Source organism: Pseudomonas alkylphenolica (assembly GCF_016009175.1).
Taxonomy (GTDB): Bacteria; Pseudomonadota; Gammaproteobacteria; order Pseudomonadales; family Pseudomonadaceae; genus Aquipseudomonas; species Aquipseudomonas alkylphenolica_B.
The window spans coordinates 98,472-115,603 of the sequence record NZ_JADUCM010000007.1 but is presented as its reverse complement, the minus strand read 5'-3'; the positions used below and the strand labels follow the sequence as shown (position 1 = coordinate 115,603).

Annotated in this window: 15 protein-coding genes; 11 read left to right on the top strand and 4 right to left on the bottom strand. The window is 63.9% G+C overall.

The window, feature by feature from the left end; all coding sequences use genetic code 11:
• Positions 1 to 63: 63 nt before the first annotated feature.
• Both I5S59_RS09395 and I5S59_RS09390 read right to left on the bottom strand, forming a co-directional pair.
• Positions 64 to 1,035: a 2-hydroxyacid dehydrogenase gene (locus I5S59_RS09395; RefSeq protein ID WP_197876343.1), complete on the bottom strand. Its 972-nt coding sequence runs from the start codon at positions 1,033 to 1,035 to the stop codon at positions 64 to 66.
• 73 nt (positions 1,036 to 1,108) lie between these two features.
• Positions 1,109 to 2,056: a LysR family transcriptional regulator gene (locus I5S59_RS09390; protein ID WP_197876342.1), complete on the bottom strand. Its 948-nt coding sequence runs from the start codon at positions 2,054 to 2,056 to the stop codon at positions 1,109 to 1,111.
• A gap of 186 nt (positions 2,057 to 2,242) precedes the next feature.
• Between I5S59_RS09390 and I5S59_RS09385 the strand changes: the two genes are divergently transcribed.
• From I5S59_RS09385 to I5S59_RS09355, 7 genes are all read left to right on the top strand, one after another.
• The gene (locus I5S59_RS09385) at positions 2,243 to 3,769 is read left to right on the top strand and encodes an efflux transporter outer membrane subunit (RefSeq protein WP_197876341.1); all 1,527 of its coding nucleotides are present in this window, start codon (positions 2,243 to 2,245) and stop codon (positions 3,767 to 3,769) included.
• The gene (locus I5S59_RS09380; protein ID WP_197876340.1) at positions 3,766 to 5,952 is read left to right on the top strand and encodes an FUSC family protein; all 2,187 of its coding nucleotides are present in this window, start codon (positions 3,766 to 3,768) and stop codon (positions 5,950 to 5,952) included. Before I5S59_RS09385 ends, I5S59_RS09380 begins: the two co-directional genes overlap by 4 nt.
• Positions 5,942 to 6,142: a DUF1656 domain-containing protein gene (locus I5S59_RS09375; protein ID WP_128323828.1), complete on the top strand. Its 201-nt coding sequence runs from the start codon at positions 5,942 to 5,944 to the stop codon at positions 6,140 to 6,142. The genes I5S59_RS09380 and I5S59_RS09375 overlap by 11 nt, the downstream gene beginning before the upstream one ends.
• 10 nt (positions 6,143 to 6,152) lie before the next feature.
• The gene (locus I5S59_RS09370; protein ID WP_197876339.1) at positions 6,153 to 7,019 is read left to right on the top strand and encodes an HlyD family secretion protein; all 867 of its coding nucleotides are present in this window, start codon (positions 6,153 to 6,155) and stop codon (positions 7,017 to 7,019) included.
• A 324-nt stretch (positions 7,020 to 7,343) separates the two neighbouring features.
• A complete protein-coding gene (locus I5S59_RS09365; protein ID WP_197876338.1) occupies positions 7,344 to 9,185 on the top strand; it encodes a PAAR domain-containing protein in 1,842 nt (613 codons plus the stop codon).
• An 8-nt stretch (positions 9,186 to 9,193) separates the two neighbouring features.
• Positions 9,194 to 9,847, top strand: coding sequence for a DUF2931 family protein (locus tag I5S59_RS09360; protein ID WP_197876337.1), 654 nt, complete (start codon positions 9,194 to 9,196; stop codon positions 9,845 to 9,847).
• A gap of 13 nt (positions 9,848 to 9,860) precedes the next feature.
• Positions 9,861 to 10,538, top strand: a complete 678-nt coding sequence (locus tag I5S59_RS09355) for a DUF2931 family protein (RefSeq protein ID WP_197876336.1) — start codon at positions 9,861 to 9,863, stop codon at positions 10,536 to 10,538.
• 32 nt (positions 10,539 to 10,570) lie between these two features.
• On the opposite strand, the gene I5S59_RS09350 is transcribed toward I5S59_RS09355, so the two are convergent.
• Entirely contained in the window at positions 10,571 to 11,011 is a 441-nt protein-coding gene (locus tag I5S59_RS09350) for a universal stress protein (protein ID WP_197876335.1), read from the bottom strand.
• 165 nt (positions 11,012 to 11,176) lie between these two features.
• On the opposite strand from I5S59_RS09350, the gene I5S59_RS09345 reads away from it, so the two are divergent.
• From I5S59_RS09345 to I5S59_RS09330, 4 genes are all read left to right on the top strand, one after another.
• Positions 11,177 to 12,082 (top strand): LysR family transcriptional regulator, encoded by a 906-nt coding sequence (locus I5S59_RS09345; RefSeq protein ID WP_197876334.1) that lies wholly within the window; start codon positions 11,177 to 11,179, stop codon positions 12,080 to 12,082.
• Positions 12,083 to 12,191: 109 nt separating this feature from the next.
• Entirely contained in the window at positions 12,192 to 13,733 is a 1,542-nt protein-coding gene (locus tag I5S59_RS09340) for an MFS transporter (protein WP_197876333.1), read from the top strand.
• 22 nt (positions 13,734 to 13,755) lie between these two features.
• Positions 13,756 to 14,826: an HlyD family secretion protein gene (locus I5S59_RS09335; protein ID WP_197876332.1), complete on the top strand. Its 1,071-nt coding sequence runs from the start codon at positions 13,756 to 13,758 to the stop codon at positions 14,824 to 14,826.
• Entirely contained in the window at positions 14,823 to 16,316 is a 1,494-nt protein-coding gene (locus tag I5S59_RS09330) for an efflux transporter outer membrane subunit (protein ID WP_197876331.1), read from the top strand. Before I5S59_RS09335 ends, I5S59_RS09330 begins: the two co-directional genes overlap by 4 nt.
• Here I5S59_RS09330 and I5S59_RS09325 read toward each other — a convergent pair.
• Positions 16,266 to 17,090: an SDR family oxidoreductase gene (locus tag I5S59_RS09325; protein ID WP_197876330.1), complete on the bottom strand. Its 825-nt coding sequence runs from the start codon at positions 17,088 to 17,090 to the stop codon at positions 16,266 to 16,268. The genes I5S59_RS09330 and I5S59_RS09325 overlap by 51 nt on opposite strands.
• Between the last annotated feature and the right edge of the window lie 42 nt (positions 17,091 to 17,132).

The following is a 17,132-nucleotide window of genomic DNA, read 5'->3' as shown; positions in this document are numbered from 1 at the left end:
ACACTTCTGTGCCTGGTTCGCCGGCAAGCCTGGCTCCTACAGGAGCGGGTTTACCCGCGAAGATTACTTCCACACCTGCGGGTTGACCAGGTCCTGCGGGCGCTCACCGAGCAGGGCGCTGCGCAGGTTGTCGATGGCACGGTTGGCCATGGCCTCGCGGGTTTCGGCAGTCGCCGAGCCGACATGCGGCAAGGTCAGGGCATTGGGCAGCTGGAACAGCGGCGATTCGACCAGTGGCTCTTTCTCATACACGTCCAGCCCGGCGCCGCGAATCGTGCCGTTGCGCAGCGCTTCGACCAGCGCCGCTTCGTCGACCACCGGCCCACGGGACACGTTGATCAGGAACGCACTCGGTTTCATCAATTGCAGTTCGCGGCTGCTGATCAGGTGCTTGGTCTGCGCGCCAAGCGGCACCACCAGGCAGACGAAATCCGCTTCGGCAAGCAGCGCGTCGAGGCTGCGGAACTGGGCGCCGAGTTCTTGCTCCAGCGCGGTCTTGCGCGAATTGCCGCTGTAGATGACCGGCATGTTGAAGCCGAAACGGCCACGTCGGGCAATCGCAGCGCCGATGTTGCCCAGGCCAACGATGCCCAGGGTCTTGCAGTGTACGTCGCTGCCGAACTGCGCCGGGCCGACAGTGGCCTGCCATTGCCCGGCCTTGGTCCAGGCATCCAGTTCGGCCACGCGGCGGGCACTGCCCATGAGCAGGGCGAAGCCCAGGTCTGCGGTGCTTTCGGTCAGCACGTCCGGGGTGTTGGTCAGGGCGATGCCACGCGCATTGAAGTAGTTCAGGTCGTAGTTGTCGTAACCCACCGACACGCTCGACACCACTTCCAGCTTGCTGGCCGTGGCCAGTTGCGCTTCACCGAGCTTGCGCCCCACGCCGATCAGCCCATGAGCCTCTGGCAAGGCTTCGTTGAACTGGGCGCTGATGTCGCCGAGCTTGGGGTTCGGCACAATCACGTTGAAATCTTGCTGCAAGCGCTCGACCATCGCCGGGGTGATGCGGCTGAAGGCAAGGACTGTCTTTTTCATCGGCGAAATCTCTGCGGGCGGTGGAGAATGGGTAGCACGCTATCATTCTCCACTGCCTCTGTGCAGCAAGATTTCAGTTGGCGATCCGCAGCTCGTGGGTCTTGAGGTCTGCCTCATGCGCCGCGAGGATCTCCGGCAACGAGTTGCGCAGGTACTCCACCCAGGTCTTGATCTTGGCATCCAGGTACTGACGCGACGGGTAGATCGCGTACAGGTTCAGTTCCTGCAGGCGGTACTCGGGCATCACCCGCACCAGCGAGCCGTCACGCAGGCCGTCGATTGCCGAGTAGATCGGCAGTACGCCAACGCCCATGCCGCTGCGAATCGCGGCTTTCATCGCATCCGCCGAATTCACCTGGAAGGGTGCGTGGGTGATGTTGACCAGCTCTTGGCCCTCCGGGCCGTCGAACAGCCATTTTTCCAGCGGGATCACCGGGCTGACCATGCGCAGGCAGGCGTGCTTGAGCAGGTCGACCGGCTTTTGCGCGATGCCGTGTTGCTTCACGTAGTCGGGCGAGGCGCAGACGATGCTGTAGGTGATGCCCAGGCGCTGGGAGACGAAGCCCGAGTCCGGCAGCTCGCTGGCCAGCACGATGGACACGTCATAGCCTTCGTCGAGCAGGTCCGGCACACGGTTGGCCATGGTCAGGTCGAAGGTGACGTCCGGGTGCGTTTCACGGTAGCGGGCGATGGCATCGATGACGAAATGCTGACCAACGCCGGTCATCGAATGCACTTTCAACTGCCCGGCCGGCCGCGCATGGGCGTCGCTGGCTTCCGCTTCAGCTTCCTCTACATAGGTGAGGATCTGTTCGCAGCGCATCAGGTAGCGCTTGCCCGCTTCGGTCAGTGCGATGCGGCGGGTGGTGCGGTTGAGCAGGCGGGTTTGCAGATGGGCTTCAAGGTTGGAAACCGCCCGCGAAACGTTCGCAGTGGTTGTATCCAGGTGCACAGCCGCGGCAGTAAAACTGCCGACCTGGGCTACGCAACTAAAAGCACGCATGTTTTGCAGGGTGTCCATGGGTCGCTCTCAAAGTAGACGACAAATTGTGACATGAAGTAACCGGGCCGGTCTTCAGACTAAAGCCGGATTATCGCCGTTTTCGTAACAAAGATTCGCAGTAATACACGCTTATCGCCAGTGCAACCGCCCCCTAGAATTGCGTCTCCAAGCGTCATCCACCTTTTACGTCGGGAATTTGCAGCTGTGCCGCGTCGCATCATCAGAGCGCTCAATGCGCTCAGTGTCTGTGCCTTTAGCTTGACCTTGAGCGGCTGTATCGGAACCTGGGGCATTGCCCCGCAAAGCAAGACGCTGCAAGCCAATACCCTGACCACCGACGAGGCGATCCGCGAGGCCGCCCGTGATGCCCACTGGCCAGCCCAGCAGTGGTGGCGCGCCTATGGCGATCCACAGCTCGACCGCTGGATCGCCCTGGCCGTCAACGACAGCCCGAGCATGGCCATGGCCGCTGCACGGGTGCGTGAAGCCAAGGCCATGGCCGGCGTGGTCGAGTCAGCGGAGAAACTGCAGGTCAATGGTCAGTCGGCGATCAAGCGCCACAACTGGCCGGAAGACCAGTTCTACGGTCCGGGTGCGTTGTCCGGGGCCAATACCTGGGACAACAACGCCGCGCTGGGCTTCAGCTACGACCTGGACCTCTGGGGCCGCGAGCGCAATGCCAGCGAACAGGCCGTGGACATGGCCCACATGAGCGCGGCGCAGCTGCGCCAGGCCGAGCTGGAGCTGCAGAACAATATCGTCAAGGTGTACATCCAGCTGTCCTTGCACTTTGCCCAGCGCGACATCGTCAAGGCCGAGCTTGAGCAGCAGGAGCAGATCCTGGCGCTGGCCGAACGGCGCCTGGCCGGTGGCATCGGTACCCATTTCGAAGTCAGCCAGGCGCAGACCCCGCTGCCGGAAACTCACCGTCAGCTGGACGCGCTGAATGAAGAAATTGCCCTGGCGCGTAACCAGCTGGCGGCGCTCGCGGGCAAAGGCCCGGGGGAGGGCGCGCAACTGCAGCGTCCGCAGTTGACCCTTGGTGCCGCCTTGAAACTGCCCTCGGCGCTGCCTGCCGAGCTGGTCGGCCAGCGTCCTGACGTGGTCGCCAGCCGCTGGCAGGTGGCCGCCCAGGCGCGCGGTATCGATGTCGCCCACGCCGGCTTTTTCCCCAATGTCGACCTGGTCGGCGGGCTGGGCTTCATGGCCACCGGTGGCGGCGCGCTGGAGTTCCTGACCGGGCGCAAGTTCAACTACAACGTCGGCCCGGCCATCAGCTTGCCGGTGTTCGACGGCGGCCGCTTGCGCTCGCAGTTGGGTGTCGCCTCGGCCGGCTATGACATTGCCGTGGCGCACTACAACCAGACCGTGGTCGGCGCGCTCAAGGGCATTTCCGACCAGTTGATCCGTCGCGAGTCGATGAACGAGCAGCAGCACTTTGCCGCCGAATCGGTGGCCTCGGCGCAGAAGACCTACGACATCGCCATGATCGCGTTTCAGCGTGGCCTGACCGACTACCTGAATGTGCTCAATGCCCAGACCCTGCTGTTTCGCCAGCAGCAGATCCAGCAACAGGTCCAGGCCGCACGCCTGACCGCGCATGCCGAACTGGTCACCGCACTCGGTGGCGGGGTGGGCGCAGGCACCGATGTGCCGAGCGAAGATAAACAGCAAGCGCCGAAAACCCCGGCGACCCTGGCCATCTTCGACAAACCGGGTCACGCCGAATGAGTGCGCTGACCCTGCCGTTTCGCTGGTTGGCCAGCCTTGAGTGGCGCCGGGGGTTCTTTGAGTGGGCACGTACCGATGGCGTGACCTGGGTGTACATCTTCAAGGTCCTCAGCGCGGCGTTTCTCACCCTGTGGCTGGCCATGCGTCTGGAGTTGCCGCAGCCGCGCACGGCGATGATCACCGTGTTCATCGTCATGCAGCCGCAGAGCGGGCACGTGTTTGCCAAGAGCTTCTGGCGCTTGCTGGGGACCTTGGCCGGCTCCTCGATGATGGTTGCGCTGATCGCCATCTTTCCGCAGAACACTGAGCTGTTCCTGCCAAGCCTGGCGATCTGGGTGGGCCTGTGTTCGGCCGGCGCCATGCGCTACCGGACCTTCCAGGCCTACGGCTTCGTGCTGGCCGGCTACACCGCGGCGATGGTCGGCCTGCCGGCCCTGCAACACCCGGACGGGGCGTTCATGGCGGCGGTGTGGCGGGTGCTGGAAATCTCCCTGGGCATCCTGGTCTCGACGCTGGTCAGTGCGGCGATTTTGCCGCAGTCGGCCGGTGCGGCCATGCGCAACGCCTTGTACCAGCGCTTTGGCGTATTCGCCGGGTTCGTCAGCGAAGGGCTGCGCGGCGACAGCCAGCGTGACCGCTTCGAAAGCAGCAACGTGCGCTTTATCGCCGAAGCGGTGGGGCTGGAGAGCCTGCGCAACGTGACCGCCTTCGAAGACCCGCACATGCGTCGGCGCAATGGGCGGCTGGGGCGCATGAACAGCGAGTTCATGGCCATCACCACGCGCTTCAATGCCTTGCACCAGCTACTTGAGCGCCTGCGCTTGCGCGGCCCGCTGCAAATCGTCACTGCCATCGAACCGGGCCTCAACGCCTTGGCCGAATTGCTCGATGGCTACGCCGGGCGGGCCTTGACCAGCCCCGATGCGGCGCGCCTGGCCGGGCAATTGGCGGCCTACAAGGAAGGCTTGCCGGAACGGGTGCGCAGTTTGCGCGCCGCTTATGTCGAAACCGGGCCGACCGACGCCGACCTGCTGGACTTTCACACCGCCTACGAGTTGCTCTACCGCTTCGTCGACGACTTGCACAGCTATGCGCTGACGCACGCCTCGCTGGCCGACCACAACCATGCCCGCGAGCAGTGGGACGAGCCGTACGTGGCGCAAACCAACTGGATGGTGTCGCTGGCTGCGGGTGTCCGCGCCTCGTTCATCCTGCTGGTGCTCGGCAGCTTCTGGATTCTCACGGCCTGGCCCAGCGGGGCGATGATGACCCTGATCGCCGCCGCCACGGTGGGGCTCTCGGCGGCTACGCCCAACCCCAAGCGCATGGCGTTCCAGATGGCCTGCGGCACCTTGCTGGGCGCCTTTGTAGGCTTCTTCGAAACCTTCTTTGTGTTCCCCTGGATCGACGGCTTTGCGTTGCTCTGCCTGGTGCTGGCGCCGGTGTTCGTGTTCGGTGCCTTTCTCGCATCGCGCCCGGCGTATGCCGGCTACGGCCTGGGGTTACTGATTTTCTTCGGCACAGGTTCGGTGCCGGACAACCTGACCGTCTACAACCCCTACAACTTCATCAACGACTACATCGCCATGGTCATCGGCATGCTGGTCTGCGCCGCCGCGGGGGCAATCATCCTGCCGCCCAACAGCCGCTGGTTGTGGCGTCGCCTCGAGCACGACCTGCGCAGCCAGGTGCTGTTTGCCATCAGCGGCCGCCTGCGCGGACTGGGTTCGGCATTCGAAAGCCGTACCCGCGACCTGCTGCACCAGGCCTATGGCCTGGCGGCGGGCAAGCCGCTGGTGCAGAGCAGTCTGCTGCGCTGGATGTTCCTGGTGCTGGAGGTGGGCCACGCGATCATCGAGCTGCGCAAGGAGCAGGCGATTCTGCCGGTTCATCCTTGCTACGCCGAGTCGCAACCCTGGCGCCAGGCGATCCGCGTCATGGGCCGGGCGCTGACCCGGCTGTTCCTGCAACCGAGCGCGAGCAACCACGAGCGTGCGCTGGTGGCGGTGGATCACGCTATCAGCCGGGTGCAGGCCACCGACGAACCCTTTGCCCGGCACTTCGACACTTCGGCACTGCGCCGGGTGCAGAGTTACTTGCACTTCATCCGTACTTCATTGCTCGACCCCCAGTCGCCGCTTGCCGCCCTGGCCCCGGCCCAAGGACTGCCCCATGCCCCGTGAAATCGCCTTCCATGGCGTCTACATGCCGACCATGACCCTGATGTTCCTGTTTGCCGCCGGGCTTGCTTGGGGCCTGGACCGCTTTATCGCCAGCGTCGATGGCTACCGCTTCTTCTGGCACCCGGCGCTGCTGCGCCTGTGCCTGTTTATCTGCTTGTTCGGTTCCATGGCCCTGACTCTCTACCGTTGAGACCCCGATGATGAAAAAGTTTTTCAGCCTGATCGCCACCTTGCTCGTGCTGGCTGCTGCCGTGGTGATCGGCCGGCAGCTCTGGGAGCACTACATGAACACGCCCTGGACCCGGGACGGGCGGGTGCGTGCCGACATCATCAATGTCGCCGCCGATGTACCGGGCTATGTGGTCGATGTACCGGTGCGCGACAACCAGCTGGTGAAGAAGGGCGACCTGCTGATGCAGATCGACCCGGAGCACTACGAAGTCGCGGTCAAGCAGGCGCAGGCGCTGGTGGCGTCGCGCAAGGCCACCTGGGAGATGCGCAAGGTCAACGCTCATCGGCGGGCCGATATGGACAACCTGGTGATCTCGCGGGAGAACCGCGACGACGCCAGCAACATTGCCAATTCGGCCCTGGCCGATTACCAGCAGGCGCAGGCGCAACTGGCCGCCGCCGAACTGGACCTCAAGCGCACGCGCATCCTGGCCACCGTCGACGGCTATGTAACCAACCTCAACGTGCACCGTGGCGACTATGCGCGCACGGGTGACCCGAAGATGGCGGTGGTCGACAAGGACTCGTTCTGGGTCTACGGCTTCTTCGAGGAAACCAAGCTGCCGCATGTGAAGGTCGGCGACCAGGCCGAGCTGCAGATGATGAGCGGTGAGCGGCTCAAGGGCCATGTGGAGAGTATTTCGCGAGGCATCTATGACCGCGACAACCCGGAGAGCCGCGAGCTGATCGCCGACGTCAACCCGACCTTCAACTGGGTGCGCCTGGCCCAGCGGGTGCCGGTGCGGATTCACATCGACGAAGTGCCGGAAGGCTTTTTGCTGGCAGCGGGGACGACTTGCACGGTGGTGGTCAAACCGGCGAAAGACCCGAGCTAACGCCGGCTTGCCCTTTTTGTAGGAGTTGGCGACAGCCTGCGATCGAGCGCGCAGCGCTCGCAGGTTCTTACTGCCAGCCGAGCCCCGGGGCTGCTTCGCAGCCATCGCCGGCAACGCCGGCTCCCACCGTGTGGTGGTGGGCTTGCTACTGCGCAAGCAGGCCTTGCCGCTGCGTGACGGTCTGGGCCCAATCCCAAGCCGATAACGGCTGCCGCCAGCTGCTGTAGAGAAAAGCCCTACATCCAACAAAGAACCGTCTGATTGTCATCACGTTTGGCGATCACCAGTGTCCAACCTCTCATTTTTATGGACTGGAGGTCGGTCATGGCCGGCAAGCCCGCTGCCCGTCAGGGTGACGCTGTAATCTGTCCACGCTGTGGCGAAAACCAGATCGCCAGCGGTTCCCCCGATGTGCTGTTCAACGGCCTGCCTGCCGCCCGCCAAGGCGATTGCACGGCGTGTGGTGCAGCGCTGAAGGTCCGGGTCGTTCCCGACGTGTTGATCAATGGCCAGCCTGCCGTGGTGATGGGCTCGCACGACAGCCATGGTGGGGGGGTGATTGGTGGATCGGCGACGGTACTGATTGGCGAGAATTTCTCCCCGGCGATGCGCGAGCCGATCGCCGATACCCGCGGTGCCGCGGCGTTGCAGCCAGCACCTGCCAGCCCCGCTGCCGAACGGACGGGTCAAGCTGCCGCACCGGCAAGAGAGGCGCTCGAGGAAGAAGAGGAAGAGGAAGAAGTCGAACGGGAGGAGAGGGCTGCTGTCGGCATCACCCTGCGCATCGGCGTGTTTTTCGATGGCACCGGCAACAACGCGGCGAATGCGATGTCAGGGCAGGCCTGTGGCGCACAGCACCCGATCACGCCACAAGACCTGGCGGCTGGCTGCATGCCCTTTATGCGTGAGCCGGATGGCAGCTATGGGAACGATTTCACCAACATCAAAAAGCTGAGCGAGCTTTATCCCCGATTAAACAGGGTGGCAGGTGAAGGTCAAAGCCAGATGGCGGTGCGAGGGTTCTATGTTGAAGGCATCGGCACCCAGGCCGGGGAGAAAGACAGCCTGATCGGCTCGGCAACGGGGCGAGGTGATACCGGGGTGCTCGGGCGTGTTCAGCAAGCATTTAACGACTTAGACCCCCTGGTTGATCAGGTTATTCAGGAAAACCCCGGTAGCGAAATCACTTCACTGGTGTTCGATATCTTTGGCTTCAGTCGGGGTGCCGCCGCTGCCCGGCATTTTGCCAACGAGATCGCGCGCGGCCACCGCGGGCCCTTGAGGGCGCTGCTGAGCAGCCATAAACAGCGCTTCAGCGGTGATTTTCAGGGGCAGTACAAGCACGACATCGATGTGGGCTTTATCGGCCTGTTCGACACGGTCGCCGCGGTGGTCGGCGTTGCCAATCTGGGCAATGTCCAGCACGCGGTTATGCCCGGCTTGCAGTTGTACCTGCCGCGCTCGCGGTTTTCCCATGTGGTGCACCTGGTGGCCCGGGATGAGTACCGGGCGAACTTTCCCCTGAGCCGGGTCAAGCCTGACCATCTCGAGCTGAGCTTGCCCGGGGCGCACTCGGACATTGGCGGCGGCTACCTGCCCGAGGCCGAGGAGTGTGTCTTTGTCAGCCCGATGCAAGCGCTGACCGTCGGCAATGGCACCGCCGTGACGAGCACGTCGATCTATCGCGATGCCTGGCGGCACAGGGAACAGCTGATTGCCCAGGGCTGGCCTGCGGCCATGCTGGAGGTTGTCACCCTGCCGCCAACCCTGTTGAAAGCCGACGTGCAGGATCGCTTCGGCCCCCGGCAGCAACGGCTTCTCGCGGTGCTGCAGCTCAAGCGGGTTGTCCGCGGGGAGCTGTCGCGGGTGTACCTTCGGGTGATGCACGCACTGGCTAAACAGAAAGGGGTGCCCTTCAACGACATCCCTAAAAAGTCCGATTTTCAACTGCCCAAAGAGCTTGAACCGCTGAGCGAGAGGTTTGTTGCCGGGTACTACCACGTGACGCCGACCGAGGAGGCACTGCTCAAGCTGCGTTACATCCATACGTCCGCGCACTGGAATCACCCGCTGGACGCCAGCGGCCAACGTGAAGCCCGGGTGCTGTACATCAATGCGCCGGCCCCCGGGGGCGTGCGTATCCAGCACCCCCATGTACCGAGCTGAGGTCAAGGATGAAGAGCGTTCTGATGGGCCTGCTGGCCTTGCTGTTGATAAGTGGCTGTCAGGCCCTCGATCCACTGTCCGGCGAGCACGACGCGCACGCCCAGTGGTGGAGCATTGATTTTCACGGGCCGGACTACATGAAGGGCTGGGTAGAGAACAGCACGGTGGAAGATGTTGATGGGCGAATTATCGATAACCGCGGCGGCGGAGTGATCGGGAGCGATACCCCGGAAGATGGCACTGAGTCCGCCCGTGGTTGGCGGTGGGTCAGTAGCAATGTCATGCCCGTGGTCGGTGCGTCCTTGCCCAAGCGTGTTTTCGTGCGCTGGCAGTCCATTGTTGAGCCGCAAACCTACAAGGCCTGGGTCGACATCCCGGAGGAGGGGCGAGAGGTCATGCGCACGTCCACCAGTCGGCGCTGCCCGGAAACCAGACTCTCTCGATATGGTGCATCGATGATTCTGGGGTTGGCACCCGGGGGCACTGTGCAGGTCTGGGCTCGGGATCGTTGTGGCAAGGCGGTCAAAATTGCACGTGCGCAGGCCGAGATCGAGCCCTTGGGGCCAAGCCAAGGGAAAAATGAAGGTCGTTATGCATACAAGATCAGTGAAAAATCCCGACGCTATATCGAACGCTTCGGCATTCCTTATGGCAGCTGGTGAGGCACACGCATTCATGACGTTGCAATCGATCACGTCGCTTGTGCGGCGCACGAAACTGCTGCTGGCCTTGCTGTTGATAAGTGGCTGTCAGGCCCCCGATCCACTGTCCGGCGAGCACGACGCGCACGCCCAGTGGTGGAGCATTGATTTTCACGGGCCGGCCTACATGAAGGGCTGGGTGGAGAACAGTAAGGTGGAAGATGTTGATGGGCGAATAATCGATAACGGCGGCGGCGGAGTGATCGGGAGCGATACCCCGGAGGATGGCACTGAGTCCGCCCGTGGTTGGCGATGGGTCAGTGGCAATGTCATGCCTGTGGTCGGTGCGTCCTTGCCCAAGCGCGTTTTTGTGCGCTGGCAGTCCATTGTTGAGCCGCAAACCTACAAGGCCTGGGTCGACATCCCGGAGGAGGGGCGAGAGGTCATGCGCACGTCCACCAGTCGGCGTTGTTCGGAAAACAGACGCTCTCGATATCGTGCATCGATGATTCTGGGGTTGGCGCCCGGGGGCACTGTGCAGGTCTGGGCCCGGGATCGTTGCAGCAAGGCGGTCAAAATTGCACGTGCGCAGGCTGTGGTTGAACCCTTGGGGCCGGACCAGGGAAAAAGTGAAGGTCAGTACGTATACGAGGTCAGTGAAAAATCCCGACGCTATATCGAACGCTTCGGTATTCCTTATGGCAGCTGGTGAGTCGTTTGGGCCGCAGAACGGCCCCCACTTGGTCAGGTCGGCCGCGAATCCACCAGCACCGTGCAGCTGACCTCATCGATGACCTTGCTGCTGATCGACGGATCCAGCAGTCGTCCCAGGCGGTTCAGGTGGCGGTGGCCGATGATGATCAGGGTGCATTCGAGGCGCCTGGCTTCACTGACAATCGCCGTCACCGGGTCACCCTGAACCAGCCGACCTTCAGCGTCGAAGCCCCATTCCCGAAGCTGTTGCACCGCGCTGTGCAGCGCCTGTTCGGCATGCCGTTGCTCATCGCTGGCCGCCGGAAATTCCTGCTGCTCGTACGCACCGACTTCACTCAAGGCAAAGGCGCTGTCGATCGCCAGCACCACCTTCATGGGCTGAACCTCGGTCCGGCAGTACTGCCGGGCAAGTTCCAGCAAGCCGTGGCAGGCACTCGAACCATCGATGGCGATCAACACAGAACGGGTCATGCAGGGCTCCACTGGGCAAGGGACGAACCGCCCATTGTTGGTCATGCACTGGCGCGGATAAAGGCCCTGGGCTGCACTGTGTAGTTGCGTCTGACGCAACCCGGAAGGCGCTGCCAAGCTGTTAACATCATTGCTCGTTCACCCTTTGCTGATGGATACCTGGCCATGCAGATCCCGGATATGAACCTGTTGGTTGCCCTAGATGCCCTGCTCGATGAAGGCAGTGTGGTGGGGGCCGCGCGGCGCATGAATCTGAGCCCTGCGGCCATGAGCCGGACCCTGGGGCGAATCCGCGATGCGATTGGCGATCCGATTCTGGTGCGCGCCGGTCGCGGCCTGGTACCCACGCCGCGGGCGCTGGCCCTGCACGAGCAGGTGCGGGCGCTGGTCGAGCAGGCCGGGCTGGTGTTTCGCAGCCGCGAGGAGGTCGATCTGAGCACCCTCGACCGGGCCTTCAATATCCGCACCAACGACCTGTTCATCGCGCTGTACGGTGCCCAGTTGCTGCACATGATGCATGAGCAGGCGCCGCATACGGTGCTGCGCTTCGTGCCCGAAGGCGGCACGGACGACGACGCGGTGTTGCGCGACGGGCGCACCGACCTGATCGTCAGTTCAACCATCGACCTGGGCCCGGAAATCAAGGTGCAGAGCCTGTTCAATACCATCTACGTCGGGCTGGCACGCCAGGATCACCCGATCTTCGATAGCGAAATCACCCCCGAGCGGTTCGCCGCCTACCCGCAGATCAGTGTCTCGCGCCGGGGCCGGGCCAATGGTCCGATCGATATCGAGCTGGGCAACTACAAAGTGCAACGGCGCGTGGCGCTGATCACCCCGAGTTTCCACTCGGCGATGTTCTCCCTGCCGGATTCCGACCTGCTGCTGCCGATGCCGGCCAACATCCTCAGCAGCGTCACCAAGCTCGGCTTGCCGCTGCGCTCTTTCCGCATTCCGCTGCCGATGGAGCGGGTGACCGTGATGCAGGCCTGGCACCCGCGTTTCGACAACGACCCGGCCCATCGCTGGCTGCGCCAGACCCTGAGGGCGTGCTGCAGCGACAGCGCCTAAACGGCGGATTGCGTTTGCTGCACTAGTAAACTGCCAATATGTCAGTTTTCGTCAGTATTAACGCTTCATAGACTTCTGGCGGTGGTAATTCCCGTCCCAGAGGCCTTTGATGAATTCGTTGACTGCGCAGCCTGTTGCTGTTGCCCCTGCGCCTGTGGCCGCACCTGCAGCAGCGACCGGTTTTGGCCTGCGCATTGTGGTCGGTCTGCTCGGCGTGTTGCTGGCGGTGTTGTGTGCCGGCCTCAACGAAATGGTCACCAAGGCATCGCTGGCCGATATCCGTGGCGCGATGTTCATCGGCGCCGACGAAGGCGCCTGGCTGATCGCGGTGTACGCAGCGGCCTCGGTGTCGGCGATGGCCTTTTCGCCCTGGCTGGCGGTGACCTTTTCCCTGCGCCGCTACACGCTCTGCGCGATCAGCGCCTTTGCCCTGCTGGGGCTGTTGCAACCCTATGCGCCGAACCTGGGCAGCCTGATGCTGCTGCGCATTTTGCAGGGCCTGGCGTCTGGCGCGTTGCCGCCGATGCTGATGAGCGTCGCCCTGCGTTTCCTGCCGCCTGGCATCAAGGTCTATGGTCTGGCCGGCTATGCCCTGACCGCCACCTTCGGGCCCAACCTGGGCACGCCGCTGGCGGGATTGTGGACCGAATACGTCGGTTGGCAGTGGGCATTCTGGCAGATCATTGCCCCGTCGCTGCTGGCCATGGCCTGCGTGGCCTGGGGCCTGCCGCAGGACCCGTTGCGCCTTGAGCGCTTCAAGCAGTTCGACTGGCGCGGCCTGTTGCTCGGCTTGCCGGCGATCTGTTCGCTGGTCATCGGCCTGACCCTGGGCGACCGCTTCGGCTGGTTCGACTCGCGAATGATCTGCTGGCTGCTTGGCGGTGGCGTGCTGTTGCTGGTGCTGTTCCTGTACAACGAGTGGTCCGAGCCGTTGCCGTTCTTCAAGCTGCAGATGCTCAAGACCCGCAACCTCACCCACGCCCTGGTGACCCTGTTTGGCGTGCTGATCGTGTTGACCGCGGTGATCCTCATTCCCTCCAGCTACCTGGCGCAGATTCAGGGCTACCGGCCGGCACAAACCGCGCCCCTGTTGTTGCTGGTGGCCGTGCCGCAACTGCTGGCCCTGCCGTTGACTGCAGCCCTGTGCAACATCCGCGCGGTCGACTGCCGCTGGGTGCTGGCTGCCGGCCTGGGCATGCTGGCGCTCTCGTGCGCGCTGGGCACGCAGCTGACCAGCGTGTGGATTCGCGACAATTTCTACCTGCTGCAGATGCTGCATATCTTCGGTCAACCGATGGCGGTGTTGCCGCTGCTGATGCTCGCCACCGGCGGTATGACCCCGCAGGACGGTCCGTTCGCGTCGGCCTGGTTCAACACGGTCAAGGGCCTGGCCTCGGTCGTGGCGACCGGGTTGCTGGAGGCACTCACCACCCTGCGCCGGCATTTTCACTCGAACATGCTGGTCGACAACCTGGGCAACTCGCCACTGGCCGATGGCACCGCGCCGGGGCTGGCCACACGCATTCACGAGCAGGCACTGGTACTGACCTCGGCGGACCTCTACCTGTGCATGGCGCTGCTGGCAGCGGCGCTGATCATGCTGATTCCTTTTGTCCCTACACGGATCTATCCACCGCGTGCGGTGGCCTAGTGCATTGCTGCGAGAGCCTTTCATGACGACTGTAACGACCCATCGAAAAACCGCCTTGATCGTTGCCGCGCTGGCCGTTGCCGGCGTGCTCGGGATTGCCGGCCCGCTGTTGCTGGGCAGCGCTGATGAGCAAAGCACCAACGACGCTTATGTCTACGCCGACTACACCGTCATCGCGCCGAAAGTGCCGGGCTTTATCAAGCAGGTGCTGGTCGAAGACAACCAGCAGGTCAGCGCCGGCCAGGTATTGGCCCTGATCGACGACCGCGACTACCAGGCGGCACTGGCGGCGGCACAGGCGCAACTGCTGGTGTCGACCGCCCAGCGCCACAATGCCCGGGCCACGCTGGAGCGCCAGGCCTCGTTGATCGACCAGGCGCAAGCTGCGGTCAGCGCTGCCCTGGCCGAGACGGCGTTTGCCGATCACGAGCTGACACGCCACAGCCGCCTGGCCGAGCAGGGCGCCGGTACCGTGCAGAACGCCCAACAAGCGCGCAGCAGGGTGGACCAGGCCCGCGCCCGCCTGGCCAACGCCCAGGCGGCGCTGGCCGCTGCCCGCAAGCAGGTGGACATTCTCAGCGCCGAAGTCGACAGCGCCGAAGGAAGTCTCAAGCATGCTCAAGCGAGTCTTGAACGCGCCCAGCTCGATCTGTCCTACACGCGGATCGTTGCGCCCATCGACGGGATGGTCGGCGAGCGTGCGCTGCGCGTGGGCGCCTATGTCAACCCAGGGGCACGCCTACTGTCGGTGGTGCCGCTTGCGCAGGCCTATGTGGTCGGCAACTTTCAGGAAACCCAGCTGACCCACGTGCAGCCCGGGCAGCCGGTGCTCATCGAGGTCGACACCTTTGCCGGCGAGCCGTTGCACGGTCACGTCGAGAGTATCGCCCCGGCCACCGGCGTGACCTTCGCGGCAGTCAAACCGGACAACGCTACCGGCAACTTCACCAAGGTGGTACAGCGCATTCCGGTGAAGATCGTCTTTGACGCCGATCAGCCGATGTTGCAGCGCTTGCGGGTGGGTATGTCGGTGGTGGCAAAAATCGACACCGGCGCCACGCTCGCCACGGGTAAAGAGGTCAGCGCGCGATGAACGCTGTGCGCACGCTGAGCCCGTTGCTACTGAGCCTGCTGGCGGGCTGTACCCTGGGCCCGGATTTTCATCCGCCCGCCAGCCAGGCGCCGGCGAACTGGGCTGCCTTGCAGGAAACGCCGGCAGCGAGTCAGCCGCTGGCCGAGGCGCTTGAGCAGCGCTGGTGGGAGACCTTTCATGACCCCATGCTCAGCGCCTTGATCGAGCGTGCCAGCCAGCACAACCTCGACCTGCAGATCGCCAGTGCGCGGGTGCTGCAAAGCCGCGCCTTGCGCACCAGCATCGCCGCGGAGCAAACCCCGGCGGTCGATCTTGGCGCCGGTTACAACCGCGCGCGCAACAGTGCCGAAGGCCTCAACGACCCTTCCGGCAATGGCGGCAAATCCGCCTTCAACCTCTGGCAGGGCGACCTGAACGCCAGTTGGGAACTGGACCTGTGGGGCCGCGTGCGTCGGCAGGTTGAAGCCGCCGATGCTGTGGTCGAAGTGGCCGAGAATGACCGGCGTGGCGTGTTGCTGTCGTTGCTGGCGGAAACCGCAGGCAACTACATCCAGCTGCGCGCGGTACAGGGCACCCTGAAGGTGACGCGGGAAAACCTCGAGGTCTCGCGCCACAGCCTGCAGTTGTCGCAAATGCGTTTGCGTGACGGCGTCGCCACCGACCTGGACGTGGCCCAGGCCAGCGCTCAGGTCGCTTCGCTCGAGGCACGCTTGCCAACGCTGGAAGAGCATCAGGCGCAGTTGATCAATGCCCTGAGCCTGTTGCTGGCCGAACCCCCGCGCAGCTTGCAGGCCGAACTGTTGGCGCCGGGTGCCATGCCGGCACCCGAGCAACGCTTCGCCATCGGCGTGCCGTCGGAACTGGCGCAACGGCGGCCGGACATTCTCCAGGCCGAGGCCCGGCTGCATGCGGCCACCGCCAGCATTGGCGTGGCCAAAGCCGATTTCTATCCGAGCATTCGCTTGTCGGGTTCCATGGGGTTTCAGTCGCTGCAACTGTCGGATTTTGCCGGGTGGGATTCGCGCCGCTTCGGCATCGGCCCACAGCTGAGCCTGCCGATTTTTGAGGGCGGGCGCCTGAAGGGTGTGCTCAAGCTGCGTGAAGCCCAGCAACAGGAGGCTGCCTTGCGCTACCAGCAAGTGGTGCTGGGCGCCTGGCACGAAATCGACGATGTGCTGCGCCGCTACAACGCCGGCCAGTTGCGCCGCGACCTGTTGGCCGAAGCCGTGCGGCAGAACCGCATTGCCTTGCACACCGCCCAGCAGCAGTACATCGAAGGCGCGGTAGACTTTCTCAATGTGCTGAGCGTGCAGGGCGCATTGCTGGCCAGCGAGGAGCAGTGGGTCGACAGCTCGGCGGCGGTGTCCCAGGCCCTGGTGGGTTTGTACAAGGCACTGGGCGGTGGCTGGCAGGCATTCGACCCGTCAGGTGCACCGCCGCTACAGCGGACGGCTAAGGCCGAAGCGCTTCTTCAGCACGCTGTCCAGTAACCCCCGAGGCAACCACCGCGCCAGCAGCGGCAGCGCACGGCTGCCGTTGCCCAACCGCACCAGCGGCGGGGTCGGGCGCTTTTCCACCGCCGCCAGCAGGCCCTGGGCGAAGACCACGGCGGAGGTCGGGCGGTCCTGGGAGGCGCGGGCACGGGCGTGAATCTGTTCACGCAACGGCCACCAGGGTGAGTTGGCCGCCAGGATCTGCTCGGCCTGGGCTTGCGCATTGTCGGCAAACTGCGTGGCAATCGCCCCTGGCTGAACTTCCATGACGCGGATGCCCATGGGCGAAAGCTCAAGGCGCAGGGCGTCACACAGTGCATGCACGGCCGCCTTGGACGCGCAGTAGGCGCCGGCAAACGGCGTCACCAGCACACCGGAGACACTGCCGATGTTCACCACCAGGCCCTTGTTGCGACGCAGGGCCGGGAACAGTGCACGGGTCACGCCGACCAGGGCAAACACGTTGGTTTCGAACTGGCGCTGCATGGCCTCGACGCCGCCATCGAGCAGTGGGCCCATGGCGCCATAGCCGGCGTTGTTGATCAGCACATCGAGGCCGCCATGAGTGCTTTCAATGGCTTCGGCCAGCGATTCCAGGGCGCAGGCATCGTTGACATCCAGCTGGCGGCCGACGAAACCGGCCGCTTGCAGCTGGGCCACGTCTTCCGGTTTACGGGCCGTGGCCCAGACGGTGTGGCCGGCATTCTTGAACGTGTCGGCCAGGGCGCGGCCGATACCGCTGGAGCAACCGGTGATAAGCACGATGGACATGAACAGGCCTGCTGATCGGGGAAGATGCACCGATCATACGAC